The sequence below is a fragment of the Ferribacterium limneticum genome (assembly GCF_020510565.1).
Lineage (GTDB): Bacteria > Pseudomonadota > Gammaproteobacteria > Burkholderiales > Rhodocyclaceae > Azonexus > Azonexus limneticus_B.
On sequence record NZ_CP075189.1, the window covers coordinates 73092 to 99721 of the forward strand.

Consider the following 26630-nt stretch of genomic DNA (forward strand, 5'->3'; position numbering starts at 1 on the left):
GTCGGGCATGCCAGAATAGGCCCGTTATCCAATCAGACTCCTGCCATGTCCCACTTCCTCTTCCTCAATGCCAGTACCCGCGAACCGGGACATATCGGCAACAGTGAAACCCTGGCCCGTCGTGCTGCCGCCGGCCTGCCCGCCGACACCAAGCAAACCTGGTGCAAACTGGCCGATCTGGAACTGCCGCCCTTCGTCGATCTGCGCCATACCGCCGGCACCTACCCGATGCCGATGGCCGACGCCAAGTCCATGCTCGACGCCACGCTGGCCGCCACCGACCTGGTCTTCGTCTCGCCCGTTTACTGGTTCTCGATCCCGTCGCCATTGAAAACCTATCTCGACAACTGGAGCGCCTGGTTGCGCGTTCCAGGCCTCGATTTCAAGGAAGCGATGGTCGGCAAGCGCCTGTGGGTCATCGCCACCAGCGGCAACCGCGAAAAGGCTCAGCCGATGTTGGACAGCTATCGCCTGTGCGCCGAATTCCTCGGCATGCAATGGCAGACCCCGCTGTGGGGCAAGGGCGGGGCGCCGGATGCGGTGCTCGCCGATGGCGAGGCGCTGGCCGCGGCGGTCGGCTATTTTTCGGGTCTGCCAGCGTAGATGGTCGTCGAACGCCTTTTCCTCAGCCCCGCTCGCGGTGAAACACAGCGCGAATGCCGGCAGCTTGAGTTGCTGGCCGGGCAGGGCGTGCTTGGCGACCGGCATTTCGCCAAGGAGAGCTGGGCCGGTCAGCAATTGACGCTGGTCGAGGCCGAGGAAATCGAGCGTTTCTGCGCCCACACCGGACGCCCCGACGACCTGTCGCTCACCCGCCGCAATGTCGTGACGCGCGGCATCCGGCTGAACCAGCTGGTCGGCCGTCAGTTCCGCCTCGGCGCCTGCTTGCTGGTCGGCGTCGAAACCTGTGAACCCTGCCGCACACTGGGCCGGCGGCTGGCCAACGAAACCCTGTCAGCGCCCGAGGTCGTCAAATACTGGCTCGGTCGCGGCGGGCTGCGCGCCAATGTGCTCATTTCCGGCCATGTGGCCTGTGGCGATACGCTGACCCTGATCGAAGCCGGGGAAGGCGCTCCATGATCATCGGCACCGCCGGCCACATCGACCACGGCAAAACCACGCTGGTCAAAGCCCTGACCGGCGTCGACTGCGACCGCCTGAAGGAAGAGAAGGCGCGCGGCATCACCGTCGACCTCGGCTACGCCTACACCGAAAAGCTCGGTTTCATCGACGTCCCCGGTCATGAAAAGCTCATCCACAACATGCTGGCTGGCGCCACCGGCATCGATTTCGCCCTGCTCGTCATCGCCGCCGACGACGGCCCGATGCCGCAGACCCGCGAGCATCTGGAAATCATCGAACTGCTCGGTATCCGGCGTGGCGCGGTGGCGCTGACCAAAATCGACGTTGCTACGGTCAACCGGAAAAATGAGGCAAAAACGGAAATTGCCGAACTGCTCGCTGGTACCGCGCTGGCTGATGCACCGATCTTCCCGGTCGCTGCCGTCAGCGGCGACGGCATCGCCGAGTTGCGCGCCCACCTCGAAGCCGCCGCGGCGGAGCAGGGCGAGCGCCTAGCAGCCGGCGGCTTCCGCCTCGCCATCGACCGTTGCTTCACGCTGTCCGGCGCCGGCACCGTCGTCACCGGCACGGCCTTCGCCGGCGCCGTCAAAGTCGGCGATCAGTTAATTCTCTCGCCGCCCAACAAGCCCGTCCGCGTGCGCAGCCTGCGCGTCCAGGATGCCCCGGCCGAATCCGGCCACGCCGGGCAGCGCATCGCGCTGGCGTTGAGTGGCGTCGAAAAGGCCGAGGTCGAACGCGGCCAGTGGATCGTCGCGCCCGGTCTGCACGCCCCGGCCCGCCGCTTCGATGCCAGAATCCGCGTCCTCTCCGGCCAGCCGGCGCTCAAGCACTGGACGCAGGTCCACCTCCACCTTGGCGCCGAAGATGTCCCGGCCCGCATCGCCCTGCTCGGCGCCGACGAGATCGCCCCGGGATTTGAAAATTGGGCGCAAATTGCCGTTGACCGTGAGATCGGCGCGCTGGCCGGCGACCGCTTCATCCTGCGCGACGCCGGCGCCCGCCACACCATCGGCGGCGGTATCGTCCTCGACATCTTCCCGCCCAGCCGCAAGAAAAGCAGCCCGGAACGCCTGGCCATGCTTGCCGCGCTGGCCGACGCCAACCCGGCGACGGCACTGCAATTGGCCGCCGAGCAACAGCCGGCCGGTGTTGACCTCGCTACCCACGCCCTGAACCGCAATCTCGACGCCAGCACGCTCAAAACGCTGTGCCAGCAACTGAAGCTCAAAGTTGTCGGCGCCACCGCCTTCGCCCCGAGCCGCTGGCAGGAACTCGAAGTCCGCCTGCTCGCCGCCATCGCCGCCGAACACGAGCGCGCCCCGGACCTCACCGGCGTCGAACGCGACCGCTTGCGCCGCCTGACCTTGCCAACGCTCTCCCGCCCGGCCTTCGACGCGCTGCTCGCCGCACCGCTGGCCGATGGCCGCATCGCCCAGACCAACGCCTGGCTGCACCTGCCCGAACATCGCGTCCAACTCGCCGCCGCCGACCGCGAGCTATGGCAAACGCTCAAGCCCTTGCTCGCCGCCGAACCCTACGCCCCACCCCGCGTCCGCGATATCGCCAAGGCCAGCGGCGTCGGCGAAGACAGCGTGCGCAACCTGTTCAAACGCATCGCCCGCCACGGCGACGCCTGGCCGGTGGCGCACGACCATTTTTTCACCGCCGAAGCCGTCGCCGAACTGGCCCGGAAGGTCGCCGCCCTCAATGAGCGCGACGGCTGCGCCCGCGCTGCCAGCCTGCGCGACGGGATTGGCGGCGGCCGCAAAGTCGCCATCCACATCCTCGAATTCTTCGACCGCATCGGCTACACTCGCCGCGTGCGCGATACCCATGTTTTGCGCGGGTCTCCGGAGCAATTCGGCTCATGAACAACGGAAGGAATCGTTCCCCGGTGGGACGGACGGTCTTCAAAACCGTCAGGACCTGTCAAACAGGTTTGGGTAGGTTCGACTCCTGCTTCCTTCCGCCAGCTATCGTTTGCATTGCATCCATGACTTTGTCGACTTCGCCTCGTCGTGCAATAGCACTGCCTTCGGCTCGTCTTCGCGTCCTGAATGCAATGCAAACGTAGCCCATTTCTCAAACGTTCGACATGGCCCACACCCCCTTCACCGGTACCATCCCCGACGACCGCCTCTACTGCCTGCGCTACGACATGTGGGTTCAGGAAACCGCGGACGGCGAAGTGCTGATCGGCGCCACCAGTTTTGGCATTTTTCTGGCTGGCGAGATCATCGCCTTCACCAGCAAGCCGAAGGGGGCGGAGGTGGAGATCGGGCGGGGAATGGGTACGGTGGAGTGCCGCAAGACGGTGCTCGCGGTGCATGCACCGGTGTCTTTTGTCTTGCTCGAAGGCAACGACGAGGCCGAGGAGCGGCCGAAGCTGGTCAACGTAGATCCCTACGGCGCCGGCTGGATGGCGCGGGCCCGACCGACGCGCTGGGCCGAGGAGAAGCTGACGCTGATCGATGCGGCTACCTATCGCCAGCACATTCTCAAGATCGAACCGGAGGCGAGCTTTGGCTGACAAACTGGCGCTCCTGATCTGGGCGGCGACGCCCGATCATCCCGAACTGGTCGTTACGCCGCTGATCCACGCGCTGGCGGCGCGGGCGCTCGATGCCGAGGTCGAAATCCACTTTGCCGGGCCGGCCGTGCGCTGGCTGGTCGATGGCGTCGCCGATGCCGCTTACGCCACCCGTGACAAGGAAAAGTCGATCGGCGATTTTCTGCGTGAAGTGCAGCAGGAAGGCGTCACGCTCTACGCCTGCGGCATGGCGCAGGCGCAGTGGGTGAATGCAGGGGAAAGCCTGCTGGTTGGCTGCCGTCACGCCGGGGCGACGGCGTTTGTCGTCCGCGGGCTTGATCCCGCGTGGCGGACGCTGACTTACTGAACCTGAATCAGCCCTTGGGCTGGATGCGGCTGGAGGTTTTCTTGACGCCGCCGTTTTCGGTATCGAAATGCACCATGAAATAGGTTTCCTCGGTCGACGGGATGCCCTCGACGCGCCATTCCCAGATTTCCTCGCGCAGGTTGGCAAAAACCTGCTTGGTGGCCGGGGCGCCGAACAGGCGGCGGATGTCGTCCTTGCTCATGCCGACGCGGACCTTGCCGTAGTTGGCTTCGTTGAGCACCTGTTCGATCTTGCTGATCACCAGATTGCTGCCGAAGGTGATCATGTAGCAGTGGGTGCCGTTCGGCTGCCGGGCGTATTCCCAGGTCGCCGTGCCGTCGTCGTTGTGATGAACGAAACCCGGTTCGCCCATGCGGGTGCGAACTTCGGCCTGGGTCGTGATGCCCGGCTTCATTTCCTGCATGTTGACGTAGTCGCAGCCGGGCAGGGCAGCGATGATGGCCGTCGTGGCCGTGGTGATCCAGGCGGGAAGTTTCATGCGGGCTCCGATAGAACGGTTCGATCAAGTTGTCGCTTTGCGCTGCTTGCTTTCATAATATCGGACTACCCTAATTTTCGGATATGCCGATGCTGCATCTCGATCCTCTCGCCGCCCACGCCCTGCTTCAGGAAAACCCGCAAGCCGTGCTCGTCGATTGCCGGACGGAAATCGAGCACATGTACGTCGGCCACCCGGCCGGTGCCGAGCATGTCGCCTGGCAGGAAGGTCCGGACTGGGAGATCGATCCGGAATTCACCGACAAGGTCAAACATCTCGTGCGCAACGACCTGGACCGGCCGGTATTGATCATCTGCCGCAGCGGCCAGCGTTCCATCCATGCCGGTGACGCGCTCGAAACGGCTGGTTTTACCCAAGTCATCAACGTTCTTGAAGGTTTCGAAGGGCCGCTCGACGAGGACTATCACCGCGGCACGCTGGGCGGCTGGCGCTTCCGCGGACTACCTTGGTTTCAAACGTAAACGCTGGTGGAGCAGGGCGGCCAGGCCGCCAAGCAGGAGCAGACCTGCCATGCCGAACGCCATGGTCAGGGTCGAACCCCACAGGGCCGGGACGATCAGTGCGGCGGACAGGCTGTTGAAGCCGGACTGGAAGAAAGTCTGGCAGGAGGCAGCGAGGCCGCGCTGGGCAGGAAAAGGGTCGAGGGCAAACAGGGTCAGACTTGGCATGGCCAGCGACATGCCGGTCGTGTAGACAAAGATCGGCATGACGCTCCATGGCAACCCCGGTGGCAGCGTCAGGTTGAGGATCAGGTTGAAGCAGGCGGCGCTGCCCATGACCAGGTAGCCGAGCAATATCGTCCGGCTCGGCGTGATCTTGCCGGCCAGCCGGCCGGATAGCCCGGCCCCGACTACCATGCCGGCCATGGCAGGACCGAACAGCCAGAGAAAGCCGGTTTCCGGGACGCCGAGATGGGTCATCAGAAAGACCGGTGCCGACAGCACGTAGATGAAAAATCCACCGAAATTGAGCGACACCGCGGCGCAGGCAAACAGGAAGGGCGGCGAGGTCATGACCTTCAGGTAGGTGGCGCCGAGGTAGGCCGGGCGTAGCGACTGGCGTTTTTCCGGGGGCAGGGTTTCGGGCAGCAGTTTCCAGCAGGCCAGCCACAATGCTGCGGTCGACACGACCAAAAAGGCAAAAACCGAACGCCAGCCAAACCAGCTTTGCAGCCAGCCGCCGATGACTGGCGCGATGGCCGGCGCCAGCGCGAACATCATGGTGATCTGCGACATCAGGCGCTGGGCCGGGGCGCCGTCGTACAGATCGCGGACGATGGCGCGACTGATGACGATGCCGGCACCAGCCGTCATGCCCTGCATGGCCCGCCAGAACCACAGGTGCTCGATGCGCGTCGCCAGCGTGCAGCCGGCAGAGGCGACGGCGAACAGGCCAACGGCGACGAGAATCACGTTGCGCCGGCCGAAGCGGTCGGCAATCGCGCCGTGCCATAGCGTCATGACGGCGAACGAGAGCAGGTAAATGGACAGCGTCTGCTGAACTTCGAGCGGCGTGGCGTGCAGCTTCTCGGCTATTTCAGGGAAAGACGGCAGGTAGGTGTCGATCGAAAACGGCCCGAGCGCCGCCAGCGAGGCGAGCAGAATGGCGATGCCGCGCGTCTCGCGCCGGGTCTGGTGCTCACCCACGGGCGAAACGTCGATACTGGATGGCTTCGGCGACGTGGGCGGCGCGAATGTCGTCGCAGGCGGCCAGGTCGGCAATGGTTCGCGCGACTTTGAGGATGCGGTGCCAGGCGCGGGCCGACAGGTCGAGCTGGGTCGTTGCCTGTTGCAGCAACTTGTTGCCGGTTGCGTCGGGTTGGCAGTCGGCATCGACTTCCTTGGTGCTCAGCCGGGCGTTTGGTTTCTGTTGCCGGGCCTGCTGGCGATTCTGGGCATGCTCGACGCGGGCGCGAACGGTCGCTGACGATTCGCCATCGGCCTTGCCGGCGAGGCTTTCGGCAAGCAGCGCGGGAACTTCGATGATCAGGTCGATGCGGTCGAGGAAGGGTCCGGAGAGCTTGCCGCGATAGCGGGCAATCTGGTCCGGCGAGCAGCGGCATTTGCCTTTCGACGATCCATGATGCCCACATGGACACGGATTCATTGCCGCGATGAGCTGGAATTCGGCCGGAAACTCGGCCTGCCGGGCGGCGCGGGCGATATGGACGCGCCCGGATTCGAGCGGTTCGCGCAGGGTTTCGAGGACTTTCCGGTCAAACTCGGGCAGTTCATCCAAAAACAGAATGCCTTGATGCGCCAGGCTGATTTCGCCGGGCCGTGGCGGGTTGCCGCCACCGACCAGCGCTACGGCGGAGGCGGTGTGGTGCGGCTGGCGGTAAGGGCGAACGCCGAAGGCTTCCGGTCGGAACTGGCCGACCAGCGACAGCACGGCAGCCGACGATTTGGCCGCTTCGCCCTGCAAGGCCGGCATGAGGCCGGGCAGACGGGCGGCGAGCATGGATTTGCCGGAGCCGGGCGGGCCGACCATCAATAAGGAATGGTTGCCAGCGGCAGCGATTTCCAGCGCCCGCTTGGCCTGCGACTGGCCGCGAACCTCAGCAAGGTCTGCGAAAATTGGCTGATTTTCCGGGTTGACCGTGGCAATCGCCTGCGGCAACGACTCACGCTCGGCGAGGTGGGCGCAGACATCGAGCAGCGAGCGGGCGGAGAGTATTTCATTGCTGCCGATCAGCGCAGCTTCGCGGGCGCTGGCTTCGGGCAGGATGAAATGCTTGCCGTGCCCTGCCGTTTGCAAGGCCATGGCGAGTGCACCGCGAATCGGGCGCAGTTCGCCGGACAGCGACAACTCGCCGGCAAATTCATAATCGGCCAGATGCTTGCCGGGAATCTGCCCGCTGGCAGCGAGGATGCCGAGGGCGATGGGCAGGTCAAAACGGCCGGATTCTTTCGGTAGGTCGGCTGGTGCCAGATTTACCGTAATTCGTTTGGACGGAAACTCGAAGCCGGAATTGACGATGGCGGCGCGAACGCGGTCACGCGCTTCCTTGACTTCGGTATCCGGCAAGCCGACGAGGGTGAAGCTGGGCAGGCCACTGGCCAGATGAGCCTCGACAGTCACCGGCGGCGCGTTCAGGCCATCCAGTCCTCGACTGTGCGCGATGGCCAGTGCCACTCGGCTACACGCCCGAGCGGGATTTTTCCAGCGCGTCGACGCGGGCTTCGAGATCCTTGAGCTTTTCGCGGGTACGGGCCAGCACTTGCGCCTGAACGTCGAATTCTTCGCGAGTCACGAGATCGAGCTTCGAGAAAAAGCCGCTCATCACCATCTTGGCGTTCTTTTCGATGTCCTTGGCCGGGGAGTTGGCCAGCAGGGCGCTGATCTTGGCGCCGAATTCTTCGAGTGTCTTGGGGTCGAGCATGTTGTCCTCCGTGGAGGTTTTGAGTTTAACACAGCGGAATTATTAGGGTTTTGGCTAGCCGCTCACCCGTGGTGCGTAACGTTCTGTAACTGCACTGTAATGGTGCGACAAGTTGGTGCATCATCTGGCTAGCAGCGGGCAATCCTTTGATTCCGATCAAAAAAACACCCTGGCACGCCTTCTGCTATTGCTGTACTGCACAAAATTCTTTTTTTACTTTAATCAATCCGTAGGAGAGAAAACATGAAGAAGTCACTAATCGCTCTGGCTCTTGTTAGCGCCTTTACCGCTCCGGCTTTTGCCGAAGAAGCAGCTCCGGCCAGCGATCACACCCTGACCGGTAACATTGGTCTGTTCTCCAGCTACCGTTTCCGTGGTATCGACCAGACCTTCGGCAAGCCGGCCCTGCAAGGCGGCTTCGATTACTCACATTCGAGCGGCGTTTATCTCGGCAACTGGAACTCGAACGTTAGCGAGTACGCCGGGTTCCCGGAGGGCAACCTCGAAATGGACGTCTACGGCGGTTACAAACACGCTTTCGGTGACTTCGGTATTGATGTTGGTGCCCTGTATTACTACTACCCGGGTTCGACCAATGGCTTTGGTAAGGCTGTCGACAACTTCGAAGTTTATCTGGGCGCCAGCTGGAAGTTTGTGACCTTCAAGTACTCACATGCACTGTCCAACTATTTTGATATCGCTGATACCAAGAACACCGGGTATTTCGATCTGGCTGCCAGCTATGACCTGGGCGGTGGCTGGGGCGTCAATGGCCACGTCGGTTACACCGATGTTAAAAACCGTGATGATCTGGATTACACCGACTGGAAACTGGGCGTGACCAAGGACATCGGCGGCTACGTATTTGGTCTGGCCTATATCGACACCGATGCTGCCAAGAGCTCCTACACCTGGACCAAGCCGACTACTGGCAAGCAGATCTACGCTGGCAAGGCAACTGCCGTCCTCTCCGTATCCAAGTCCTTCTAAGCAAGCTTAAAACCTCCCCCGCTTGTGCACCGGCCGGCGCCGGCGGGGGAATTAAAAGTCTCAACTACCAGGGGAACACTCATCATGAAATTCGTTACCGCCATCATCAAGCCGTTCAAGCTTGACGAAGTGCGTGAAGCGTTGTCCGCCATCGGCGTGCAAGGCATCACGGTCACTGAAGTGAAAGGTTTCGGCCGGCAGAAGGGCCATACCGAGCTCTATCGGGGCGCCGAGTATGTCGTCGATTTCCTGCCCAAGGTCAAGATCGAAGCTGCCGTCAAGGCTGAGCAGCTGGATCAGATCATCGAAGCCATCGAAAAATCCGCCAGCACCGGCAAGATCGGTGACGGCAAAATCTTCGTTTTCGATGTCGAGCAGGTTATTCGTATCCGGACCGGTGAAACCGGTACCGATGCCCTCTAAGGAGCCACAAACCATGAAACGTCTATTTGCATTGCTGGCTCTGGTCGGTGCCGTCGGTTTCGGCGCTCCGGCCTGGGCCGAAGAAAAGGCTGCCGCCCCTGAAGCTGCCGTTGCCACCGCGCCGGCCGCCGCCCCCGCTGCTGCTGTTGAAGCCGCTCCGGCTGAAGCTGCCCCGGCCGCTGCACCGCTCGTTGCCAACAAGGCCGACAACGCCTGGGTGATGGTCTGTGCCGCTCTCGTCATCCTGATGTCCATCCCCGGCCTGGCGCTGTTCTACGGCGGTCTGGTGCGCACCAAGAACATGTTGTCGGTGCTCATGCAGGTCTTCGTGACCTTCTCGCTGATTTCGGTTCTCTGGGTGATCTACGGCTACTCGGCCGCCTTCACCGAGGGTAACGAATTCTTCGGTGTGCTCGACAAGCTCTTCCTCAAGGGTGTCACGATCGAATCGGTTGGCGCGACCTTCTCCAAGGGTGTCGTCATCTCCGAACTGGCCTTCGTGATCTTCCAGGGCGCTTTCGCTGCCATCACCTGCGGCCTGATCGTCGGTGCCTTCGCTGAGCGTGCGAAGTTCTCCGCAGTCCTGGTCTTCATGGTCATCTGGTTCACGCTGTCCTACATCCCGATGGCACACATGGTCTGGTACTGGGCCGGTCCTGACGCCTACATCGATGCTGCTGCTGGCGAAGCTGCCGGCAAGACGGCAGGCTTCCTGTTCCAGAAGGGCGCGCTCGACTTCGCCGGCGGTACCGTTGTGCATATCAACGCCGCTATCGCTGGTCTGGTTGGTGCCTACATGGTTGGCAAGCGTACCGGCCTCGGTAACGTCTCGATGGCCCCGCACTCCCTGACCTTCACGATGATCGGTGCATCCCTGCTGTGGTTCGGCTGGTTCGGCTTCAACGCCGGTTCCGCCCTCGAAGCCTCCGGTGGCGCTGCTCTGGCCATGGTCAATACCTGGGTTGCAACGGCCTGTGCCGCGCTGTCCTGGATGTTTGCCGAATGGATGTTGAAGGGCAAGCCTTCCATGCTGGGCGCTGCTTCCGGCGCCGTTGCCGGTCTGGTTGCGATCACCCCGGCGGCCGGCTTCGTCGGCGTCATGGGCGGCATCATCATCGGCCTGGTGGCTGGCGTGATCTGTCTGTGGGGCGTCAATGGCCTCAAGAAGATGCTCGGTGCTGACGACTCCCTCGACGTCTTCGGCGTCCATGGTATCGGTGGTATCACCGGTGCCATCCTGACCGGTGTCTTCGTTGATCCGGCCCTTGGCGGCACGGGTGTCTATGACTACGTGGCCAACGCTGTTGCCCCGTTCGACATGACCACCCAGGTGATCAGCCAGCTGTGGGGTGTCGGTACCGTGGTTGTCTGGTCCGGCGTGGTTTCCCTGGTGGCCTACAAACTGGTGGATATCGTCATCGGCCTGCGTGTACCGGAAGACGAAGAGCGTGAAGGTCTCGACCTCACCTCGCACGGCGAAACCGCCTACCACCACTAAGATTAATCTCTGTAGTCTCTCTCCCTTCGGGCACCTTCGGGTGCCCGTTTTTTTTGGGAGGCATTTCAGTTTTGGCGGTTTTTTCCGGTTGACCGTGGGATTTGGCTCAACGCGGAGCCGGCCGTCGCTTACTTGATCAGCGGCAGCAATTTGCGGAAGTCATCGGTGCCGGCCTGATGCAGCCACTCGAAGAGCACCATTTCAGTCGTTACGATGCCGATACCGGCCGCCCGCATGCGCTCGATGGCCGCGCTGCGGTTTTCCGGCGTCCGTGACGAGGCCGCATCGGCGACGAGATAGACCTCGAAGCCGGCAGCCTGCAACCCGAAAGCGGTCTGCAGGACGCAAACATGCGTTTCGGTACCGGTCAGCACGATCTGCGGCCGCTTGGCGGCGTGCAGCAGATCGATGACGCCGGGTTCGGCGGCGCAGGAAAAATGCGTCTTTTCGAAAAACTGGGCGTCGACCGCAGCCGTCCGGATGACGTCGAGACTGGGGCCGAGGCCCTTGACGTATTGCTCCGAAATGAAAGCCGGCACGCCAAGCAGCTTGGCGCCTTCGAGCAGGCGAACCGAATTGGCGACGACGCGTTCGCTGTCGTGAATCGCCGGCGCCAGCTTTTGCTGGATATCGACGATGAGGAGCAGCGAATCGGCGCGGCGGATCAACATGGCTTAACGGAAAACCACGGTCTTGTTGCCATGCACCAACACCCGGTCCTCAAGGTGGTAGCGCAGGCCGCGGGCGAGCACGGTTTTCTCGATGTCCTTGCCGTAGCGCACCATGTCTTCCGGCGAATCGGAATGGTCGATGCGGATGACGTCCTGCTCGATGATCGGGCCGGCGTCGAGTTCAGCAGTGACGAAGTGGCAGGTCGCGCCGATCAGTTTGACGCCGCGCGTGTAAGCCTGGTGGTAAGGCTTGGCGCCGGCGAAGCTGGGCAGGAAGCTGTGATGGATGTTGATGATCTTGCCGGCCAGCGCCGCACATAGTTCCGGCGACAGCACCTGCATGTAGCGGGCGAGGACCATCGTATCGCCGCGCACATCGTCGAAGATGCGCTGAATTTCGGCGTAGGCGGCGGCCTTGTTGTCGGCAGTCACCGGCACGTGATGGAAGGGGATGCCGTGCCATTCGACGAAGCCGCGGAAAGTATCGTGGTTGGAAATAACGCAGGGAATTTCGATGTCGAGTTCCTTGGCCTGCCAGCGTGCGAGCAGGTCGTAGAGGCAATGCTCCTGCTTGGAAACCATGACGACGACGCGTTTCTTGACCGCGCTGTCGTTGATCTGCCAGGTCATGGCCAGCGGTTCGGCAACCTCGGTGCGGAAACGTTCGCGGAACTCGGCGAGCAGGAAAGGCAGCGAATCGGCCTTGATCTCGATGCGCATGAAATAGCGGCTGGTCAGCACGTCCGAATGGAAACTCGATTCGAGAATCCAGCCGCCGTTGCCGGCGATGAAGCCGGAAACGCGGGCGATGATGCCGACCTGATCGGGACAGGAAGCGGACAGCGTGTAGAAACGGTCGCTATGCATGATCCTGGGCCTAGGCGGCCTTGGCGAAAGCCTTGTCGATCTCGCTGCGCAAGTCGTCGTAATTCAGCACAACCGGGTACTGCGGGAATTCGCGGATGACGTTCTCGGGCGGGTGGAACAGGATGCCGCCGTGGGCTTCGCCGAGCATGGCTGTATCGTTGTACGAATCGCCGGCGGCGACGATCTTGAAATTCAGTTCCTTGAAGCGCTTGACCGCCTCGCGCTTCTGGTCCGGCATGCGCAAATGGTAGTTGACCAGCATGCCGTCGGCGTCGTCTTCGAGCGAATGGCAGAACAGCGTCGGCCAGCCCAGTTGGCGCATCAGCGGATGAGCGAATTCGTAGAAGGTATCGGACAGGATGACGACCTGGTAATCCTCGCGCAGTTTGTCGAGGAAGGCGCGGGCGCCGGCCATCGGGCCCATTTCGCCGATCACCTTCTGGATGTCCGGCAGGCCGAGCTTGTGCTCGCGCAGGATGTTCAGGCGGTAGGTCATGAGCTTGTCGTAATCCGGCTCGTCGCGCGTCGTGCGCATGAGCTCGGGAATGCCCGTGCGCTTGGAGAATTCGATCCAGATTTCGGGGACGAGGACCCCTTCGAGGTCTAGGCAGACGATTTGCACGGTTTGGCTCCAGCGGCGTTCGGGAAAATCGCGATTTTACCCGATCAGGGCACGCTTATATCGGCCTCAGGGCGCGAAAGATAGTAGCCCTGCACGTAATCGACGCCGATCTCGGCGAGCAGCCGCAGGGTTTCGGCATCGCCGACGAATTCGGCCACGGTTTTCTTGCCCAGGCCGCGCGCCACGTCGACGATGGCGCGGACGAAAACCTGGTCTTCGCGGCTGGTCGGCAGGTTGCTGATGAACATGCCATCGATCTTCAGCACATCGGCCGACAGGTGCTTGAGATAGGCGAAGGACGAAAAGCCGACGCCGAAATCATCGAGGCAGACGGTGCAGCCGAGGGCGCGGATATCGCGGATGAACTGCTCGGAATCGTGCATGTTGGCCAGTGCCGAGGTTTCGGTCAGTTCGACGATGAGGCGCCGCGGTTCGACCTGGAACTCGGCGAGCAGCGAACTGATGCTCCGCGCCAGGGTCGGATCGTCGAAGGAGCGGGCAGATATGTTGATGGCCAGGGCGGGCAGCGTCGGGTTTTCGGCCAGTTTGGCGATCGCCGCGCGCATCACCCAGCGGTCGATATCGACAATCCGGCCGGTCCGTTCGGCCGCCGGAATGAAGCGGCCGGGCAGCACCAGTTCGTCCGGATGCTCGGGGTCGCGCATGCGGACCAGTGCTTCGTAGTGGGAAATCGCGCTGCTGCCGGTCGAATGAATGCCCTGGAAATGCAGCAGGAAGCGTCCGGTCGTCAACGCCGCCTGAATTTTTTCGTTCCAGCCGAGGTGCACCAGCATGGCTTCCGACTGGTCGAGATCAGGGCGGTAGAGGCGCCAGCCGTTCTTGCCGCCCCGCTTGGCCTGGTACATCGCCGCATCGGCGCGCGAAACGAGCTCTTCAGCGCTGCCGGCATGTTCGGGGAAAAGGGCGATACCGACGCTGATGGTCAGGCTGAGCCGGCGGTTCTCGAACTCGAATTGCATGGCAGCAACCGCGCTGAGCAGGCGTTCAGCCAGGCTCTGGGCGCCAGCCAGGCTGGCGTTGGGGGCGATGATGGCGAACTCGTCGCCACCGAGGCGGGCGAACAGTTCGGTGGTGCGGACCAGCTTGCTGACCGTATCGGCGGTGCGGATCAGCACGTGGTCCCCGGCCCGGTGGCCAAAGGTATCGTTGATCGTCTTGAACTCGTCGATATCGAAATAGATCAGCGCCCCGAACAAGCCGGGGTCGCGCCCGGCCTGGGTCAGCAGGCGATCCAGTTCGGCATCGAAGCGGGCGCGGTTGGCGAGGGAGGTCAGCGAGTCGCGCTCGGCCATGAAAACCAGGCGCTCGGCAATCTGGCGCTGGCTCGTGATGTCCTCGAAAATCCACAAGCGTCCGCCCTCGACGGCAGTCGGGCTGGTCACGGCGACGCTGTGTTCGGTAATCGTCCGGCCATCCGGCAGGCCGTATTCGCGTAGCGAACCGTCGCCATCGAAACACTGCCGGGAACCGGCAACCGGCATCTGTCGTTGCAGTTCCTGACGGAGCTGGCTCACCGGCTGGTCGATCAGTTGATGCGCCGGGGTGATGCCCCACAGTTTGAGAAAAGCCGGGTTGAGGTAGGAAATCCGGCCGTCACCGGCAACGAAGACGAGGCCCAGGCGCATGGCGGCGAGCAGGGCGTCGAGGCGGCCGCGTTCGGTGGCGAGGATTTCGGCCAGGGCGCGTTGCTCGGATTCGGAACGCTGGAGATCGAGCATCCGTCGTTCGAGCGCGGCAGCCATGCCATTGAAGGCATTGACGACGACGCCAATGTCGTCATTTACCGGGGCATGCAGCGGCTGGAACGGGCGGCCGGCCGCCAGGTCATTGCTGGCGGCGCTGAGTGCGGCCAGACGGCGGGTCAGCCAGAGGGCGATGGCGATCAGGACGAAGGTCGACAACAGGATGCCGAGTATCGCCAGCACGAAGTTTTGCAGCAGGATTTCTTGACGGGCTTCATTGAGGAAACGCAGATCGATGCCAATCTGCAATTCGCCGTAACTGCGCTGCTCAAGACGGATCGGAATGCGGACGTTGAGGTTCTGCAAGCGGAAAATCGGCTCGTTTCCGGCGTCGACCGCAGGTATCGCGCCGGCGCTGTCGATATTGCTGCTGGCCACCCGCTGCTTGTCCTCATCGAACATGACCAGATAAGTCATGCCTTGCAACTGCTGCGCACTGTCCAGGATTTCGCTGACCGCGGCGTAGTCGCGCTGGACCATGGCCGGGGCCAGGGCGGCCTGGAGCAGGCTGCTGATTTCAGCGCGGCGCAGTTCGAACTGACGGATCAGGTGTTCCTCGGCCAGGCGCTGGCTGTTCCACAGGATGGCCGAAATCATCACGATCTCGGCCACCACCGTCAGCGTGATGAGCCGGCCGCGCAAGGACTGCAGGAAACGGAAGAAGCCCATTTAGCGGATGGTTGCCCCGAGCTGGCGGCGGGTCTCCGGCAGCAGACGATCGAGGAAATCGGCCTCGGCGCGGCCCGGTTCGGCGAAACCGCCATGCTTGGTTTTTTCGAAAAACTGTTGGCCGTCCGCTGATTTTTCGAAAGCCAGCAGCGCCGCCTTGACCTGCTTCTGCCGGGCCGCCGGCACGCGGTTATGGGCGATGTAGAACTGTCCGGGGATGCTGCTCAATTCGCGCCAGATGACGGCGTCGCGCTGCAGTTCCGGCGAGGCGAGGATCAGCGTCGAATAGGAAATCAGCGCCGCCCGCGATTTGCCGGAGGCGGCGTTGTACAGCGCGCTGGAATGAGAAACGGTCTCGACAAAGGTGTAATCGCTGCCTTCCTTGAGCCCTTCATCGGCCAGCGTGACGGCGCCGACGATGACGAGCAGCGCGCTGCGGTCGACGATGGCGATGCTTTGTCCGCGCAGTTCGTCAACGCTGGTCAGCGGCTTGTTGCGGGCGGTCACGATGACGCCGCGAATTGGCGCCTTGTGCATGAGCAGGGCGCTATAGCCGAAATCGCGGATGGCCAGCCGGGCAAAGTGGGGGGCGAGCAGCGCCACGTCGTATTCGCCATCGAGCACGCGCTTGACGTAAGTGTCGAAATCGGGGGCGGTGACCAGCTGGACGGGCTGCTGCAGCTCCTGTTCGAGGGCGACGGCAATTGGCTGGTAATTGGCCAGCAGCGTGCGGGTGCTGAGGTAGGGCATGAGCCCGACGGTCAGCGGCCGGACCGTGGTCTTTTCCTGGGCTGGCACCAGTGGCGAAAACACGCTCAGGCAGCAGGACAACAGCAGAAAATGAAGGATCTTCATATGCCGCTCCAAGACCTTGGTGGATAAAAGGTCATTATAGGAGCAAAGGTGGCGAGCCGTGCCCGTAGCTGTTTGATTTCATGGAATTCCATGAAGCGTATTTTCGCTGCGTCGATGTGCACGGCTTGGCTCCGGGGGGCTGAGCGGGGAAATGCCATTTTGCCTGATCCGAGATTTTGTTTTCGGGCATTTTTTCCGGTTGACCGTGGGATAGGGCAATGTATTCCGCTGTTGAGCCGGGGTACTACTTTCTTTTGGCCAAGATTGAATATCCGGACTAGGATGTACGAGTGAATTGACTCATTTTCAGGCAACCCGTTCAGGAGAAAAGCTCATGGGCAGCAAAGACAAGAAGAAGGAATCAAAGGGTAAGAAACCGCAACCCAAACCGGCGATCCGGTAGGCCGAAAACGTCAACTGGTGGGCTGGGGCGTTGCATGGTGTGTGATGCGCCATGCCGGCGCAGGTTTGACTACTTTTTATTTGCCGAGGTGAAATATGTCCAATGTGACTGATCTGAACAACAGCCAGAAAATTGTTGCCGACATGAAAGCGGTTGTCTCCGATGCGGAAGATATTTTTCGCGAGACTGCCGGCGTTGCTGGCGACAAGATGCTCGACGTGCGTCAGCGCATCAGCGAGCGTCTGGGCGCCGCCAAGGTGCGGGTTGCGAATGCCGAGGCCGCTGTTCTGGAAAAGAGCAAGGCTGCTGCCGCGGCGACGGATGCCTGTATTCGGAAGAATCCGTGGCAGTCGGTCGGGATCGCGGCCAGTGTCGGCTTGGTGCTCGGCATGCTGATCGGACGTAGATAGGCCAGGGCGGCCAGACGGAAGCATTGCCAAGCGGTGATGCTTCCGGAAAACCCCGAAGGCTTTCGCGCTCGGCTCAATCGGCCGATGGCAAGGCCTCAAGCGCCTCATGCACTTCGAGCCAGCGCATTTCGGCTTCGTCGATCTGCTCGCCGAGCAGGCCGGCCTGCTTGTGCATTTCCTCGCTTTTTACCCGGTCGACCGTGGCATAGAAGTCCGGGTCGGCGAACTGCGCGTCGAGCGCCGCTTTTTCCTCATTCCACTTCGCCAGCTTGCGCTCCAGCTGCTCGATCTCCTTGATCAGCGGCCGGCGTTGGGCCAGCAGGGCCTGCCGGTTGGCTTTGGCATCGGCGCGTAGTGCCAGTCGTTCCGACTTCTCGGCAGCAACGTCCGCCTCCGGCGCCTTTTCGGCATTGCGCTGGGCGGCCAGCCAGGCGGCGTAGTCGTCGAGGTCGCCTTCGAATTCCGTGACCTTGCCGTCCGCAACCAGCAGCAGTTCGTCGGCGCAGGTGCGCAGCAGGTGGCGGTCGTGCGAGACGAAGACGACGCCGCCTTCGAAATCCTGCATGGCGAAGGTCAGGGCTTCGCGCATTTCGAGGTCGAGGTGGTTGGTCGGTTCGTCGAGCAGCAGCAGGTTGGGCTTGGTGCGAATGAGCAGGGCCAGCGCCAGGCGGGATTTTTCGCCGCCGGAGAAGGGTTCGATGGCGCGGGTGGCCATGTCGCCACGGAAATCGAAGCCGCCGATGTAGTCGCGCAGTTCCTGTTCGGTGGCCATCGGGTCGAGGCGGACGAGGTGTTGCAGCGGCGATTCGTCGGGGCGCAGTTGTTCGAGCTGGTGCTGGGCGAAGTAGCCGATGTTGAGGGCCTTGGCTTCCTTGCGCTCGCCGCCTTGCTGGGGAATTGAATTGGCCAGCAGTTTGATCAGCGTCGATTTTCCGGCGCCGTTGCGGCCGAGGAGGCCGATCCGGCAGCCGGGGCGCAGCGTCATGGTGACGTGGTCGATGATTTTGTGATCGGCATAGCCGGCCGAGGCTTTTTCGATGCTCAGCAGCGGGTCGGGCAGGGCGGTCGGCTGGCGGAAGGCGAAATGGAAGGGCGAGTCGACGTGGGCGGCGGCGACCATTTCCATGCGCTCCAGCGTCTTGATCCGGCTTTGCGCCTGGCGGGCCTTGGTGGCTTTAGCTTTGAAGCGTTCGATGAAGCTCGACAGGTGGGCGATTTCGCGCTGCTGGGCTTCGTAGGACGACTGCTGGGTGGCGAGTCGGGCGGCGCGGGCGCGTTCGTAGTCGCTGTAGCCGCCGCTGGTCAGCGTCAGGCGCTGGAGGTCGATGGCGATGATCTGGCCGACAACGGCGTCGAGGAAGTCGCGGTCGTGGGAGATCAACAGCAGCGTGGCCGGCGTGTTCTTGAGCCAGTTTTCGAGCCAGAAGACGGCGTCGAGGTCGAGGTGGTTGGTCGGTTCGTCGAGCAGCAGGAGGTCGGCGCGGCAGGAGAGGGCGCGGGCGAGATTGAGGCGGACGCGCCAGCCGCCGGAGAATTCAGCGACCGAACGCTGAAAATCGGCGTCGGTGAAGCCCAGCCCGTGCAGCACTTCGGCGACGCGGGCCTTGGCCGAGTAGCCGCCGATGTCGGCATAGCGAGCGTGCAGGTGGCCGATGGCGACACCGTCGCCGCTGGCTTCGGCATCGACCAGTTCGCGCTCGATGCGGCGCAGTTCGACGTCGCCGTCGAGGACGAAATCGATGGCGGCGTCGGGCAGGGCCGGGGTTTCCTGCGCGACGCGGGCGATGTGCCAGCTGGCCGGGATTTCGACGTTGCCCGACTCGGCGTGGAGTTCGTTGGCGAGCAGCGCGAAGAGGCTGGATTTGCCGCAGCCGTTGGCGCCGACAACGCCGACTTTCCAGCCGGGGTGCAGTTGAACAGAGGCGTCGATGACGAGCGGACGGCCGGCGCGGGCGAAGGTGACTTGGCGGAGGGCGATCATGAGGGGGACGATTATAACGAGGCGGGATCGAGATACCGATTTTCCGGCACATTTTCCGAATTCCACGGTCAACCGGAAAAATCGGCAAAATTTGAAACATTACAAAGGCTTGCCGCGCCTTTCAGTCATTTTGGCTACGCTTTGCGACAGCCTGCTAGAATCACCGCATGATCAAGCAGATCCGCACCGACCAGCTCAAGCCGGGCATGTTCATTCATGACCTCAATTGCGGCTGGCTCGATCATCCCTTCATGTCCAGCACCTTCCATGTGCGCGATCAGGCGACCGTGGACAAGATCGTCGAGATCGGCATCCGCGAGCTCTACATCGACACGGTCAAGGGGGCGGATGTCCGCGAGGCGCGCCCGCAGAGCGAGGTCAATGCCGACCTCGAGCGCCGCCTGCAGGAGATTGCCGAAAAGCCCGTCGACAAGCCGGTGGTCGCCGACCTCAAGAATGAAGCGGTGCGCGCCCGGCGCCTGCATGGCGAGGCCAACAAGGTGATCCGGCATGTGCTCGACGACATCCGCTTCGGCCAGAAAATCCAGGTGGCGCGCGTCGAGCCGCTCATCGACAGCATGGTCGATTCGGTTTTCCGCAATCAGGATGCGCTGTTGCCGCTGGCCCGCCTAAAGAACCTCGACGACTACACCTTCGAACATTCGGTTGGCGTCAGCGCCCTCCTCGTCGCTTTCGGCCGCAGCATGAAGCTGCCCAGGGAAACAATCCGGGAAGTCGCCCTCGGCGGCCTGCTCCACGATATCGGCAAGGCGCAGATTCCCGATTCCATCCTCAACAAGCCGGCCAAGCTGACCGACGACGAATTCGCCCGCATGCAGTCGCACGTTGCCGAGAGCCTGCACCTGCTCGAAGACGTGCCGGGGATCAGCCTCGCCACACTGCAGGTGGTCGGCGAACACCACGAACGCTTCGATGGCACCGGTTATCCGCACAAGCGGGTCGGCGAGGGCATTTCCCTCTACGGCCAGATGGCCGCCATCGTCGATGTTTACGACGCCATCACCTCGGAGAAGGTCTACAACCGCGGCATGCCGCCGACGCAGGCGCTCAAGAAGCTGCTCGAATGGAGCAATCACCATTTCGATCCGCAACTCGTGCAGGCTTTCATCCGCGCCATCGGCATCTATCCGACCGGCTCGCTGGTTCGCCTCGAAAGCAGTCGCATGGGCGTCGTCATCGAACAAAATGAAGGCAAACTGCTCGAACCCGTCGTCCGCATTTTTTACCATGCCGGCCAACAACACTACGTTCCGCCCGAGATCGTCGATCTCGCCAAGGTGCCGGACCGCATCGCCAGTTTTGAGAGTTACGAAAAATGGAAAATCGATCCCTACCAGTGGTTGCCGGCCTGATCGTCCTGCTCGCCCTGCCGTTTGCCGCGCTGGCGGCCGATGGCGAGGTGAGTGCCGAGCGCCAGGCGGCCTGGCAGACGCGCCTCGACAAGGCGGCGGCGCTGCAGGCCGAGAGCAGGGCGCGCCAGGATGAAGCCGACGCCTTGCTGGTGCAGAAGAACGAGGTGTGCGCGACCAAATTCCTCATCAACGATTGCCGCAATGCCGCCGCCCGGGAGCACCTCAAAACGACGCGCGAGGCCCGCCGGCTGGAAATTGACGGCAAGGCGATCGAGCGCGAAGTGAAGCGCGAGCAGTTGGGCGACCGGAACCGGGTGCAGGCCGAAGATGCGCCACGGCGTGCTGCCGAGCTCGAATTGCGTCAGGCCGAATCGATGAACGCCCGTCAGGTGGCCGAGGACAAGATAGCCGCGACGCGCGCCGCCAAGGCCGCCAAGGCGGCCGAAGGCGAAAAACGCAAGCTCGCCGAGGCTGAAAAACAGCGCAAGAAGCAAGCCGATCACGACGCCCGCGTCGCCAAAAAAGTGCGCGAAGCGGAGCAGCGTGCCGCCGAGGCCGCCGAGAAAAAATAAGCGAAACTACCGGCATGATCCGCAAGATAAGCATCGACCAGTTGTTGCCCGGCATGTATGTCGTGGACCTGCACAAGCGCTGGTTCGACCATTCCCTGTGGCAGTCGAAATTCAAGGTGCGCGACGAGGCGCATGTCTCGAAGATCAGGGAAGAAGGCATCAGCGAAATCAGCATCGATACCGACAAGGGTGCCGATCTGCCGCCGACGCCGATTGCGCGCATCAACCAGATCGAACAGAAACTCAAGTCGCTGGCCGAAATCCGGGCGGCCACGCCGCCCACGGTGTCGCTCGGCGAGGAGCGGCGGCGGGCCGGCCGGCTGCTGCATGAAGCGAGCAATACGGTGAGCGGGTTGATGCTCGCCGCCAAGGCCGGCAGCAATGTCGATGCCGCCTATCTTGAACCGATCGTCAGCAAGATGATCGCCTCGGTCATCCGCAATCCCGACGCCCTCGTGCCGCTGGCCCGCCTCAAGCGCCTCGACGCCTACGCCACCGAACACGCCGTGGCGACGGCGGCGCTGATCATCGCCTTCGGTCGGCATCAAGGCCTGCCCGAGCCGGAAATCGAAAAGCTGGCACTCGGCACCATGGTCAAGGACATCGGTCACGCCGCTCTCGATGCCAAGCTGACAGCCAAGCCGGGCCAGCTCTCCCAGGCCGAGTTCTCGATTGTGCAGAGCCATGTCGAAGAAGGGCTGGCCGTGCTCGACGCGACAACGCGGTTGTCCGAAACCTCAGTCGCTGTCGTCCTCGAACACCACGAGCGATACAACGGCTGTGGCTACCCGTACCGGATGGCTGGCGACGAAATCTCCGTGGCCGGGCGCATGGCGGCCATCGTCGATACCTACGACGCGATGACTTCCGACCGCCCCTACCGGGCCGCCATGTCGCCATCGCACACGCTGCGCCAGCTCTACGACGAGGCCGGTTTTCAGTACGATCCGGCGCTCGTGACCGCCTTCGTCAAGACCGTCGGCATCTACCCGGTCGGCACGCTGGTCCTGCTCGAAAGCGGGCATCTCGCCGTGGTCGGCCAACTGCACGCCGACAATATGCTGACGCCTACCGTCCGCGTCATTTACCACACCGGCCGGCAGCAATACGTCACCACGCCGGTCGATGTCGACCTCTCACGCAAGATCGGCAACCACTACGGCCAGATCGTCCGGGCCGAAACCTTCGAGCGCTGGGGCATCAGCCCCTTGCGCTGGCAACCTGCCTGATCAGTTTCTTGATCGGCGCCGGCACACCGGCATCGGCTGCACGTTCGATATCCACCCATTCCAGCCCCGGCTCGGCCGCCTGAAACCGGGCGTCGATCCGGCACAGCACGGGCTCCAGCGTCAGCCGGAAATGCGTGAAGACATGTTTGAACGGTGGCAACTTCGTCGTTTCGCCGAGCGCCAGCCCGAAGCGCGCCGCCACCGCAGCCGGCTCGCCTTCCGGCGGCACCAGCAGGCCGCCCCACAGCCCTGAAGGGGGGCGTCGTTCGAGCAGCAGGCGCTGGCCATCGGTGAGCAGAACAAAAGTCGAGGTGCGTTCCGGCACCGCCGCCCGCGGTTTTGCTTCCGGCAATTCGCCCTGCCGGCCATCACGTTTGGCGACGCAGCCGTCCGCTACCGGGCAGTCGCCACAGCGCGGCCGGCTGCGTGTGCACAGCGTGGCGCCAAGGTCCATCAGCCCCTGCGTGTAAACCTCGATGTCGTTCTCCGGCAGCAGGCTTTCGGCCAGCAGCCAAAGGCGGTCATGCACGGCCTTGGCGCCGGGAAAACCCGCGATGCCGAATTGCCGGCACAGCACGCGCTTGACGTTGCCATCGAGAATCGCCGCCCGGCGCCCGAAGGCGAAGGCCGCAATAGCCGCCGCGGTCGACCGGCCAATGCCCGGCAATTCCTCCAGTTGCGCTTCGGTTTCCGGGAATTTTCCGGCGTGGACCGTGGCAATCTGCTGCGCGCAGCGGTGCAGATTGCGGGCCCGGGCGTAATAGCCGAGGCCGGCCCAGTGCTCGATGACCAGCTCGATCGGCGCTGCGGCGAGGGCCAGTACATCAGGAAAACTGGCCAGAAAGCGGGCGTAATAGGGGATCACCGTGCTGACCTGGGTCTGCTGCAGCATGATCTCGGACAGCCAGATACGGTAAGGGTCTTGCGTCTTCTGCCAGGGCAGGTCGTGGCGGCCGGCGGTCTTCTGCCAGGCGATCAGGTGTGCGGTAAAACGGTTTTGGGCGGCCAAATTCTGCCTCGACGCGGGCTGCGGGAGCACGGATAATACGGCCTCTTTTTCTTCCGGCCTACCGGCCCTGCCCGATGACCCAACCGCAAAACGACAGCCGCGCCCTGCGCAACGCACTGGGGCGCTATGCCACCGGCGTCACCATCGTCACGGCCATCGACCCGGACGGCCACCCCATCGGCCTGACCGTCAATTCCTTCGCCGCCGTCTCGCTCGAGCCGGCGCTCGTCCTCTGGTGCCTCGACAACAAGTCGCACAACCTCGAAGCCTTCCGCCAGGCCACGCATCACGCCATCAACGTGCTGGCCGCCGACCAGCAGGATCTGTCGAATCGCTTCGCTACCTGGCCGGCCGACCGCTTTGCCGGCCTGCCGTGGCACGCCGGAGCCGGTGGCGCCCCGGTGTTTCCGGGATGCTGCGCGACCTTTGAAATGGCCAAGGTCACCGAACACGCCGCCGGCGATCACACCATTTTCGTCGGCAGCGTCGAACGCTTCAGCGAAACGCCGGACCTCGCGCCGCTGCTGTTCCACGCCGGCCGCTACCGGGAATTGGCCGAACTCGCCTGAGTTCCCGCCTCAGCCGGCTGCCGGCAGAACGATCTCGACGAGCAGCCCGGGGCTGCCGTCGGATTTCATTTTTGCAGTAATTTTCCCGTTGACCGTAGCAATCACCTGCCGGGCAATCGCCAGCCCCAGACCATAGCCGTCGCCCGTCGCCAGATTCCGCCCGCGATAAAACGGGGTGAAAATCGCCTCCAGTTCGGCTTCCGGCACACCGATGCCCTGATCGGCGATGCCCAGGTGGATCAAGCCGTCAGCTTCCCGTTTCGCCGCGATCTGCAGGCTTGTTCCGGCCGGCGAAAAGCGTAGCCCGTTGCGCACCACGTTCTCGATGGCCCGGTGCAGCAACTCCGGATTGGCCTGCACGAACAGCCCCGGCGCCGCCACGAAGTCGACGCCAACCTGCTCGGCCACGCCCTCAAAGCGCGCATCCTCGACGATCCCCGCCAGCAATTCGCCCAGATCAAGCTTCTCCAACGGGCCTGAAACGCCCGCCTCCAGCCGGGACAGCGTCAGCAACTCGCCGATCAGCCCGTTCATGCGTTCGCCCTCGCGCTCGATGCGCGCCAGCGTATCCTCAACCCGCCCCGGCTGCTGGCGGGCCAGGCCAATGGCCGCCTGCAGGCGGGCCAGCGGCGAGCGCATTTCGTGCGAAACATCATGCAGCAGGTGTTTCTGAGCCGCCATCAAGGCCTGCAGGCGCTCGGCCATGCGGTCGAAATCCTGGCCCAGATCGGCCAGTTCGTCGCGCCGGCCGCCCATGGCGCCGCCCACCCGGGTATCGAGATCACCCTCGGCCGCCGTGGCGAAGGCATTGCGCAGGTGGCGAATCGGCTTGGCGAAATACCAGGCCACGCCGGCCGCACAGAGCAGGCTGGCGATCAGGGCAGCGATCATGGGAAATAGCGGCAGCCGGCCACCCGGTCGCTTGTCGTCGGGCGACGGCGGGCGATGGGGCGGTCCGCCTCGATCGAACTCCATCGGCGGCGGCCGGTGCTCGTCAAAATCAGGCCGCGGCGGAGGTGGGCGATCAGCCCGCATCGGCGACTGCTGGCGCTCGAACCAGAAGAATGTTCCGGTGCCGACCACGGCTGCCACCTGGCCGAGCCAGATGAAGAGAAAGAACTTCCAGAACAGGCGTCCCATCTCAGGACCGGATCAACTGGTAACCCTGCCGATAAACCGTCTGGATGCACGAGCGCCCGTCGGCCAGCGTGCCCAGCTTGTGGCGAATGCTCGACAAATGGACGTCGATGCTCCGGTCAAAACGGACCAGCGCCCGGCCCAGCGCCTGTTCCGACAGATCGCTCTTGCTCACCGGCCGCCCGGCATTGCGGGCCAGCACTTCAAGCAAATTGAATTCCGTGCTGGTCAGGTCCACAGCGACGCCAGACCATTCGGCCAGACGTTGTTCCGGCCGAATGCACAGTTCGCCAACCACCAGTGGGACGTTGCTCGGCTCGGCCGACGGCGCCGCGCGACGCAGGATGGCGCGCAGGCGGGCGGCCAGCTCGCGCGGCTGGCAGGGCTTGGGGACGTAATCGTCAGCGCCCAGTTCAAGGCCAACGATGCGATCCATGTCGTCACCCTTGGCCGTCAGCATGAGCACCGGCATCGCGCTGACCGCCCGAATCCGGCGCAAGACCTCGACACCGGAAAGGCCCGGCATCATCACATCGAGCACGGCAATGGCGTACTGCCCCGAGAGCGCCGCCTCGGCACCGCTCAGGCCATCGTGCAACGTGGTCACCACAAAGCCGTCCTGGGCCAGGTAGTCGCCCAGCATCTCGGCCAGTTCAACGTCGTCGTCCACCAGCAAAACTGCCGCCATCGCTTATTCACCCACAAAATTATCCGGTTGAATCATAGCCAAGGGTGGCGACTGCGAGCGCTTGATTTACAGAGATTTACCTCATTCCCGATTGCTCTGGTCGGGTAACGATCGGCAAATATTGCCGGCGAGCGGTTTTTGCCGCCAATAGCCCAAAAATTCCGGCTTTTGCCGGTGTTATTCCTAATAAAACGCCACGAATACAGTTTTTCTTAACATTCTTTTACCCGGATTAACCCAAAGCGCCGTCAAAACACCTCGGTTTAGGCCGATAACTTGCACTAGGAAAGCTACTTGGCCAAAGGCCAGGCATCTCGTCAATTTCATCCAAGGAGCGAATCATGTTGAGCGGAATCAACCAGGCATCTCAAATGGCAAGCATGCTGTTCTCGAAGCTGGACACCAAGAGCCAGGGCTATCTCGAAAAAAGCGATCTGGCCGCAGCCTTCAGCCAGATCACCAGCAACGCCAGTCAAAGCACCAGCAGCACGAGCGCCGAAGACGTCTTCACGGCGCTCGACAGCAACAGCGACGGCAAGGTCACCAAAGACGAATTCGCCACCGTTCTCGCCAAGCTGCAGGAATCTGTCAGCAGCCAGTTCGGCGGCCCGATGCAAGGCCCCGGCGGCATGCCACCCCCGCCGCCAGCCGACGACGCCGGCTTCACCAAGGAAGAACTGACCAGCCAGCTCGAATCCGTCGACAGCAGCGATACGAAACGAACCGAGCTGATCAACAAGATCGTCGAGAATTTTGAAGCAGCGGACACCGATAGCGACGGCAAGGTCAGCTTCAAGGAAGCCATGGCCTACGACAAATCAACCGAGTCGACCTCCGCCTCCGACACCGGCACGGCCACCGCGACGACCACGGCAAACAACAGCGATGCCGAGGTGATGATGAAAATCATGCAACTGATGCACGCCTACGGCCCCGGCCAGGATCAGGAAAACAGCGGGATTGCCACGCTGCTCTCAGTGACCGCCTAGGCAACCCGACCGACCCCGCACAGGAACATT

At 62.9% G+C, this 26630-nt stretch carries 28 protein-coding genes and 1 tRNA gene; 16 read left to right on the forward strand and 13 right to left on the reverse strand.

Annotation, left to right across the window (positions count from 1 at the left end; all coding sequences use genetic code 11):
• The first annotated feature begins 45 nt into the window (after window positions 1–45).
• From KI610_RS00295 to KI610_RS00320, 6 genes are all read left to right on the forward strand, one after another.
• Complete coding sequence (locus KI610_RS00295) at window positions 46–603, forward strand: flavodoxin family protein (RefSeq protein WP_226496742.1); 558 nt, start codon at window positions 46–48, stop codon at window positions 601–603.
• Complete coding sequence (locus tag KI610_RS00300; protein ID WP_226496743.1) at window positions 604–1080, forward strand: MOSC domain-containing protein; 477 nt, start codon at window positions 604–606, stop codon at window positions 1078–1080.
• Window positions 1077–2954 (forward strand): selenocysteine-specific translation elongation factor, encoded by a 1878-nt coding sequence (selB, locus tag KI610_RS00305; protein WP_226496744.1) that lies wholly within the window; start codon window positions 1077–1079, stop codon window positions 2952–2954. Before KI610_RS00300 ends, selB begins: the two co-directional genes overlap by 4 nt.
• Window positions 2955–2959: 5 nt before the next feature.
• A tRNA-Sec gene (locus KI610_RS00310) sits at window positions 2960–3055 on the forward strand.
• A 123-nt stretch (window positions 3056–3178) separates the two neighbouring features.
• Window positions 3179–3613, forward strand: a complete 435-nt coding sequence (locus tag KI610_RS00315) for a glycine cleavage system protein H (protein WP_226496745.1) — start codon at window positions 3179–3181, stop codon at window positions 3611–3613.
• Complete coding sequence (locus tag KI610_RS00320) at window positions 3606–3980, forward strand: DsrE family protein (protein ID WP_226496746.1); 375 nt, start codon at window positions 3606–3608, stop codon at window positions 3978–3980. Before KI610_RS00315 ends, KI610_RS00320 begins: the two co-directional genes overlap by 8 nt.
• Window positions 3981–3987: 7 nt before the next feature.
• Here KI610_RS00320 and bamE read toward each other — a convergent pair whose 3' ends face one another.
• Window positions 3988–4479 carry an outer membrane protein assembly factor BamE domain-containing protein gene (gene bamE / locus KI610_RS00325; RefSeq protein ID WP_226496747.1) on the reverse strand — a complete coding sequence of 164 codons (492 nt, stop codon included), beginning with the start codon at window positions 4477–4479 and terminating at the stop codon, window positions 3988–3990.
• An 89-nt stretch (window positions 4480–4568) separates the two neighbouring features.
• On the opposite strand from bamE, the gene KI610_RS00330 reads away from it, so the two are divergent.
• A complete protein-coding gene (locus KI610_RS00330; protein WP_226496748.1) occupies window positions 4569–4961 on the forward strand; it encodes a rhodanese-like domain-containing protein in 393 nt (130 codons plus the stop codon).
• Here KI610_RS00330 and KI610_RS00335 read toward each other — a convergent pair.
• The 3 genes from KI610_RS00335 to KI610_RS00345 are packed head-to-tail and all read right to left on the reverse strand — an operon-like array spanning window position 4941 to window position 7882.
• Window positions 4941–6146 carry a multidrug effflux MFS transporter gene (locus tag KI610_RS00335; protein WP_226496749.1) on the reverse strand — a complete coding sequence of 402 codons (1206 nt, stop codon included), beginning with the start codon at window positions 6144–6146 and terminating at the stop codon, window positions 4941–4943. The genes KI610_RS00330 and KI610_RS00335 overlap by 21 nt on opposite strands.
• Window positions 6139–7635 (reverse strand): YifB family Mg chelatase-like AAA ATPase, encoded by a 1497-nt coding sequence (locus KI610_RS00340; RefSeq protein ID WP_226496750.1) that lies wholly within the window; start codon window positions 7633–7635, stop codon window positions 6139–6141. Before KI610_RS00340 ends, KI610_RS00335 begins: the two co-directional genes overlap by 8 nt.
• A gap of 4 nt (window positions 7636–7639) precedes the next feature.
• On the reverse strand, window positions 7640–7882 hold the full coding sequence (locus tag KI610_RS00345) for an accessory factor UbiK family protein (protein WP_226496751.1): 243 nt from the start codon (window positions 7880–7882) through the stop codon (window positions 7640–7642).
• Between the two features lie 243 nt (window positions 7883–8125).
• Here KI610_RS00345 and KI610_RS00350 point away from each other — a divergent pair, with 243 nt between their 5' ends.
• The 3 genes from KI610_RS00350 (at window position 8126) to KI610_RS00360 (ending at window position 10793) form a co-directional block, all read left to right on the forward strand.
• Window positions 8126–8872, forward strand: a complete 747-nt coding sequence (locus KI610_RS00350; RefSeq protein WP_226496752.1) for a TorF family putative porin — start codon at window positions 8126–8128, stop codon at window positions 8870–8872.
• 84 nt (window positions 8873–8956) lie between these two features.
• Complete coding sequence (glnK, locus tag KI610_RS00355) at window positions 8957–9295, forward strand: P-II family nitrogen regulator (RefSeq protein WP_226403271.1); 339 nt, start codon at window positions 8957–8959, stop codon at window positions 9293–9295.
• Between the two features lie 13 nt (window positions 9296–9308).
• The gene (locus tag KI610_RS00360) at window positions 9309–10793 is read left to right on the forward strand and encodes an ammonium transporter (protein WP_226496753.1); all 1485 of its coding nucleotides are present in this window, start codon (window positions 9309–9311) and stop codon (window positions 10791–10793) included.
• A 128-nt stretch (window positions 10794–10921) separates the two neighbouring features.
• Here the strand turns inward: KI610_RS00360 and KI610_RS00365 are convergent, their stop codons facing one another.
• The 5 genes from KI610_RS00365 to KI610_RS00385 are packed head-to-tail and all read right to left on the reverse strand — an operon-like array spanning window position 10922 to window position 16240.
• On the reverse strand, window positions 10922–11464 hold the full coding sequence (locus tag KI610_RS00365; protein ID WP_226496754.1) for a hydrolase: 543 nt from the start codon (window positions 11462–11464) through the stop codon (window positions 10922–10924).
• A 3-nt stretch (window positions 11465–11467) separates the two neighbouring features.
• The gene (gene purU, locus KI610_RS00370) at window positions 11468–12331 is read right to left on the reverse strand and encodes a formyltetrahydrofolate deformylase (RefSeq protein ID WP_226496755.1); all 864 of its coding nucleotides are present in this window, start codon (window positions 12329–12331) and stop codon (window positions 11468–11470) included.
• Window positions 12332–12341: 10 nt separating this feature from the next.
• Window positions 12342–12953, reverse strand: coding sequence for a bifunctional phosphoserine phosphatase/homoserine phosphotransferase ThrH (thrH, locus tag KI610_RS00375; RefSeq protein ID WP_226496756.1), 612 nt, complete (start codon window positions 12951–12953; stop codon window positions 12342–12344).
• Window positions 12954–12997: 44 nt separating this feature from the next.
• On the reverse strand, window positions 12998–15385 hold the full coding sequence (locus tag KI610_RS00380) for an EAL domain-containing protein (RefSeq protein WP_226496757.1): 2388 nt from the start codon (window positions 15383–15385) through the stop codon (window positions 12998–13000).
• Window positions 15386–16240, reverse strand: coding sequence for a phosphate/phosphite/phosphonate ABC transporter substrate-binding protein (locus KI610_RS00385; protein ID WP_226496758.1), 855 nt, complete (start codon window positions 16238–16240; stop codon window positions 15386–15388). It abuts the gene before it with no gap.
• A 498-nt stretch (window positions 16241–16738) separates the two neighbouring features.
• Between KI610_RS00385 and KI610_RS00390 the strand changes: the two genes are divergently transcribed.
• Window positions 16739–17053, forward strand: a complete 315-nt coding sequence (locus KI610_RS00390) for a DUF883 family protein (RefSeq protein WP_226496759.1) — start codon at window positions 16739–16741, stop codon at window positions 17051–17053.
• Between the two features lie 73 nt (window positions 17054–17126).
• On the opposite strand, the gene KI610_RS00395 is transcribed toward KI610_RS00390, so the two are convergent.
• On the reverse strand, window positions 17127–19034 hold the full coding sequence (locus tag KI610_RS00395; protein ID WP_226496760.1) for an ATP-binding cassette domain-containing protein: 1908 nt from the start codon (window positions 19032–19034) through the stop codon (window positions 17127–17129).
• Between the two features lie 167 nt (window positions 19035–19201).
• On the opposite strand from KI610_RS00395, the gene KI610_RS00400 reads away from it, so the two are divergent.
• From KI610_RS00400 to KI610_RS00410, 3 genes are read left to right on the forward strand one after another with little or no spacing between them, the layout of a single operon-like run.
• Window positions 19202–20407 (forward strand): HD-GYP domain-containing protein, encoded by a 1206-nt coding sequence (locus tag KI610_RS00400; RefSeq protein WP_226496761.1) that lies wholly within the window; start codon window positions 19202–19204, stop codon window positions 20405–20407.
• Window positions 20371–20979, forward strand: a complete 609-nt coding sequence (locus KI610_RS00405) for a hypothetical protein (protein WP_226496762.1) — start codon at window positions 20371–20373, stop codon at window positions 20977–20979. The genes KI610_RS00400 and KI610_RS00405 overlap by 37 nt, the downstream gene beginning before the upstream one ends.
• Before the next feature lie 14 nt (window positions 20980–20993).
• Window positions 20994–22208, forward strand: a complete 1215-nt coding sequence (locus KI610_RS00410) for an HD-GYP domain-containing protein (RefSeq protein WP_226496763.1) — start codon at window positions 20994–20996, stop codon at window positions 22206–22208.
• On the opposite strand, the gene mutY is transcribed toward KI610_RS00410, so the two are convergent.
• A complete protein-coding gene (gene mutY / locus KI610_RS00415; protein WP_226496764.1) occupies window positions 22180–23217 on the reverse strand; it encodes an A/G-specific adenine glycosylase in 1038 nt (345 codons plus the stop codon). The two genes, KI610_RS00410 and mutY, sit on opposite strands and share 29 nt — an antisense overlap.
• Window positions 23218–23291: 74 nt before the next feature.
• Between mutY and KI610_RS00420 the strand changes: the two genes are divergently transcribed.
• On the forward strand, window positions 23292–23786 hold the full coding sequence (locus KI610_RS00420) for a flavin reductase family protein (protein WP_226496765.1): 495 nt from the start codon (window positions 23292–23294) through the stop codon (window positions 23784–23786).
• 9 nt (window positions 23787–23795) lie between these two features.
• Here the strand turns inward: KI610_RS00420 and KI610_RS00425 are convergent, their stop codons facing one another.
• Both KI610_RS00425 and KI610_RS00430 read right to left on the reverse strand, forming a co-directional pair.
• Entirely contained in the window at window positions 23796–24926 is a 1131-nt protein-coding gene (locus tag KI610_RS00425; protein ID WP_226496766.1) for a HAMP domain-containing sensor histidine kinase, read from the reverse strand.
• Window position 24927: 1 nt separating this feature from the next.
• The gene (locus KI610_RS00430) at window positions 24928–25611 is read right to left on the reverse strand and encodes a response regulator transcription factor (RefSeq protein WP_226496767.1); all 684 of its coding nucleotides are present in this window, start codon (window positions 25609–25611) and stop codon (window positions 24928–24930) included.
• Window positions 25612–25952: 341 nt separating this feature from the next.
• On the opposite strand from KI610_RS00430, the gene KI610_RS00435 reads away from it, so the two are divergent.
• Window positions 25953–26600, forward strand: coding sequence for an EF-hand domain-containing protein (locus KI610_RS00435; RefSeq protein WP_226496768.1), 648 nt, complete (start codon window positions 25953–25955; stop codon window positions 26598–26600).
• Window positions 26601–26630 lie beyond the last annotated feature (30 nt).

What these genes read in the sequence shown, in the direction of transcription:
- selB (WP_226496744.1), top strand. Translation starts at nt 1,077, where the DNA reads ATGATCATCGGCACCGCCGGCCACATCGACCACGGCAAAACCACGCTG.
- KI610_RS00435 (WP_226496768.1), top strand. Translation starts at nt 25,953, where the DNA reads ATGTTGAGCGGAATCAACCAGGCATCTCAAATGGCAAGCATGCTGTTC.
- KI610_RS00420 (WP_226496765.1), top strand. Translation starts at nt 23,292, where the DNA reads ATGACCCAACCGCAAAACGACAGCCGCGCCCTGCGCAACGCACTGGGG.
- KI610_RS00430 (WP_226496767.1), bottom strand. Translation starts at nt 25,611, where the DNA reads ATGGCGGCAGTTTTGCTGGTGGACGACGACGTTGAACTGGCCGAGATG.
- KI610_RS00300 (WP_226496743.1), top strand. Translation starts at nt 604, where the DNA reads ATGGTCGTCGAACGCCTTTTCCTCAGCCCCGCTCGCGGTGAAACACAG.
- KI610_RS00405 (WP_226496762.1), top strand. Translation starts at nt 20,371, where the DNA reads ATGGAAAATCGATCCCTACCAGTGGTTGCCGGCCTGATCGTCCTGCTC.
- KI610_RS00365 (WP_226496754.1), bottom strand. Translation starts at nt 11,464, where the DNA reads ATGTTGATCCGCCGCGCCGATTCGCTGCTCCTCATCGTCGATATCCAG.
- KI610_RS00350 (WP_226496752.1), top strand. Translation starts at nt 8,126, where the DNA reads ATGAAGAAGTCACTAATCGCTCTGGCTCTTGTTAGCGCCTTTACCGCT.
- purU (WP_226496755.1), bottom strand. Translation starts at nt 12,331, where the DNA reads ATGCATAGCGACCGTTTCTACACGCTGTCCGCTTCCTGTCCCGATCAG.
- KI610_RS00400 (WP_226496761.1), top strand. Translation starts at nt 19,202, where the DNA reads ATGATCAAGCAGATCCGCACCGACCAGCTCAAGCCGGGCATGTTCATT.
- KI610_RS00380 (WP_226496757.1), bottom strand. Translation starts at nt 15,385, where the DNA reads ATGGGCTTCTTCCGTTTCCTGCAGTCCTTGCGCGGCCGGCTCATCACG.
- KI610_RS00390 (WP_226496759.1), top strand. Translation starts at nt 16,739, where the DNA reads ATGTCCAATGTGACTGATCTGAACAACAGCCAGAAAATTGTTGCCGAC.
- KI610_RS00410 (WP_226496763.1), top strand. Translation starts at nt 20,994, where the DNA reads ATGATCCGCAAGATAAGCATCGACCAGTTGTTGCCCGGCATGTATGTC.
- KI610_RS00425 (WP_226496766.1), bottom strand. Translation starts at nt 24,926, where the DNA reads ATGGGACGCCTGTTCTGGAAGTTCTTTCTCTTCATCTGGCTCGGCCAG.
- KI610_RS00395 (WP_226496760.1), bottom strand. Translation starts at nt 19,034, where the DNA reads ATGATCGCCCTCCGCCAAGTCACCTTCGCCCGCGCCGGCCGTCCGCTC.
- KI610_RS00330 (WP_226496748.1), top strand. Translation starts at nt 4,569, where the DNA reads ATGCTGCATCTCGATCCTCTCGCCGCCCACGCCCTGCTTCAGGAAAAC.
- glnK (WP_226403271.1), top strand. Translation starts at nt 8,957, where the DNA reads ATGAAATTCGTTACCGCCATCATCAAGCCGTTCAAGCTTGACGAAGTG.
- KI610_RS00360 (WP_226496753.1), top strand. Translation starts at nt 9,309, where the DNA reads ATGAAACGTCTATTTGCATTGCTGGCTCTGGTCGGTGCCGTCGGTTTC.
- KI610_RS00345 (WP_226496751.1), bottom strand. Translation starts at nt 7,882, where the DNA reads ATGCTCGACCCCAAGACACTCGAAGAATTCGGCGCCAAGATCAGCGCC.
- KI610_RS00315 (WP_226496745.1), top strand. Translation starts at nt 3,179, where the DNA reads ATGGCCCACACCCCCTTCACCGGTACCATCCCCGACGACCGCCTCTAC.
- KI610_RS00295 (WP_226496742.1), top strand. Translation starts at nt 46, where the DNA reads ATGTCCCACTTCCTCTTCCTCAATGCCAGTACCCGCGAACCGGGACAT.
- KI610_RS00385 (WP_226496758.1), bottom strand. Translation starts at nt 16,240, where the DNA reads ATGAAGATCCTTCATTTTCTGCTGTTGTCCTGCTGCCTGAGCGTGTTT.
- bamE (WP_226496747.1), bottom strand. Translation starts at nt 4,479, where the DNA reads ATGAAACTTCCCGCCTGGATCACCACGGCCACGACGGCCATCATCGCT.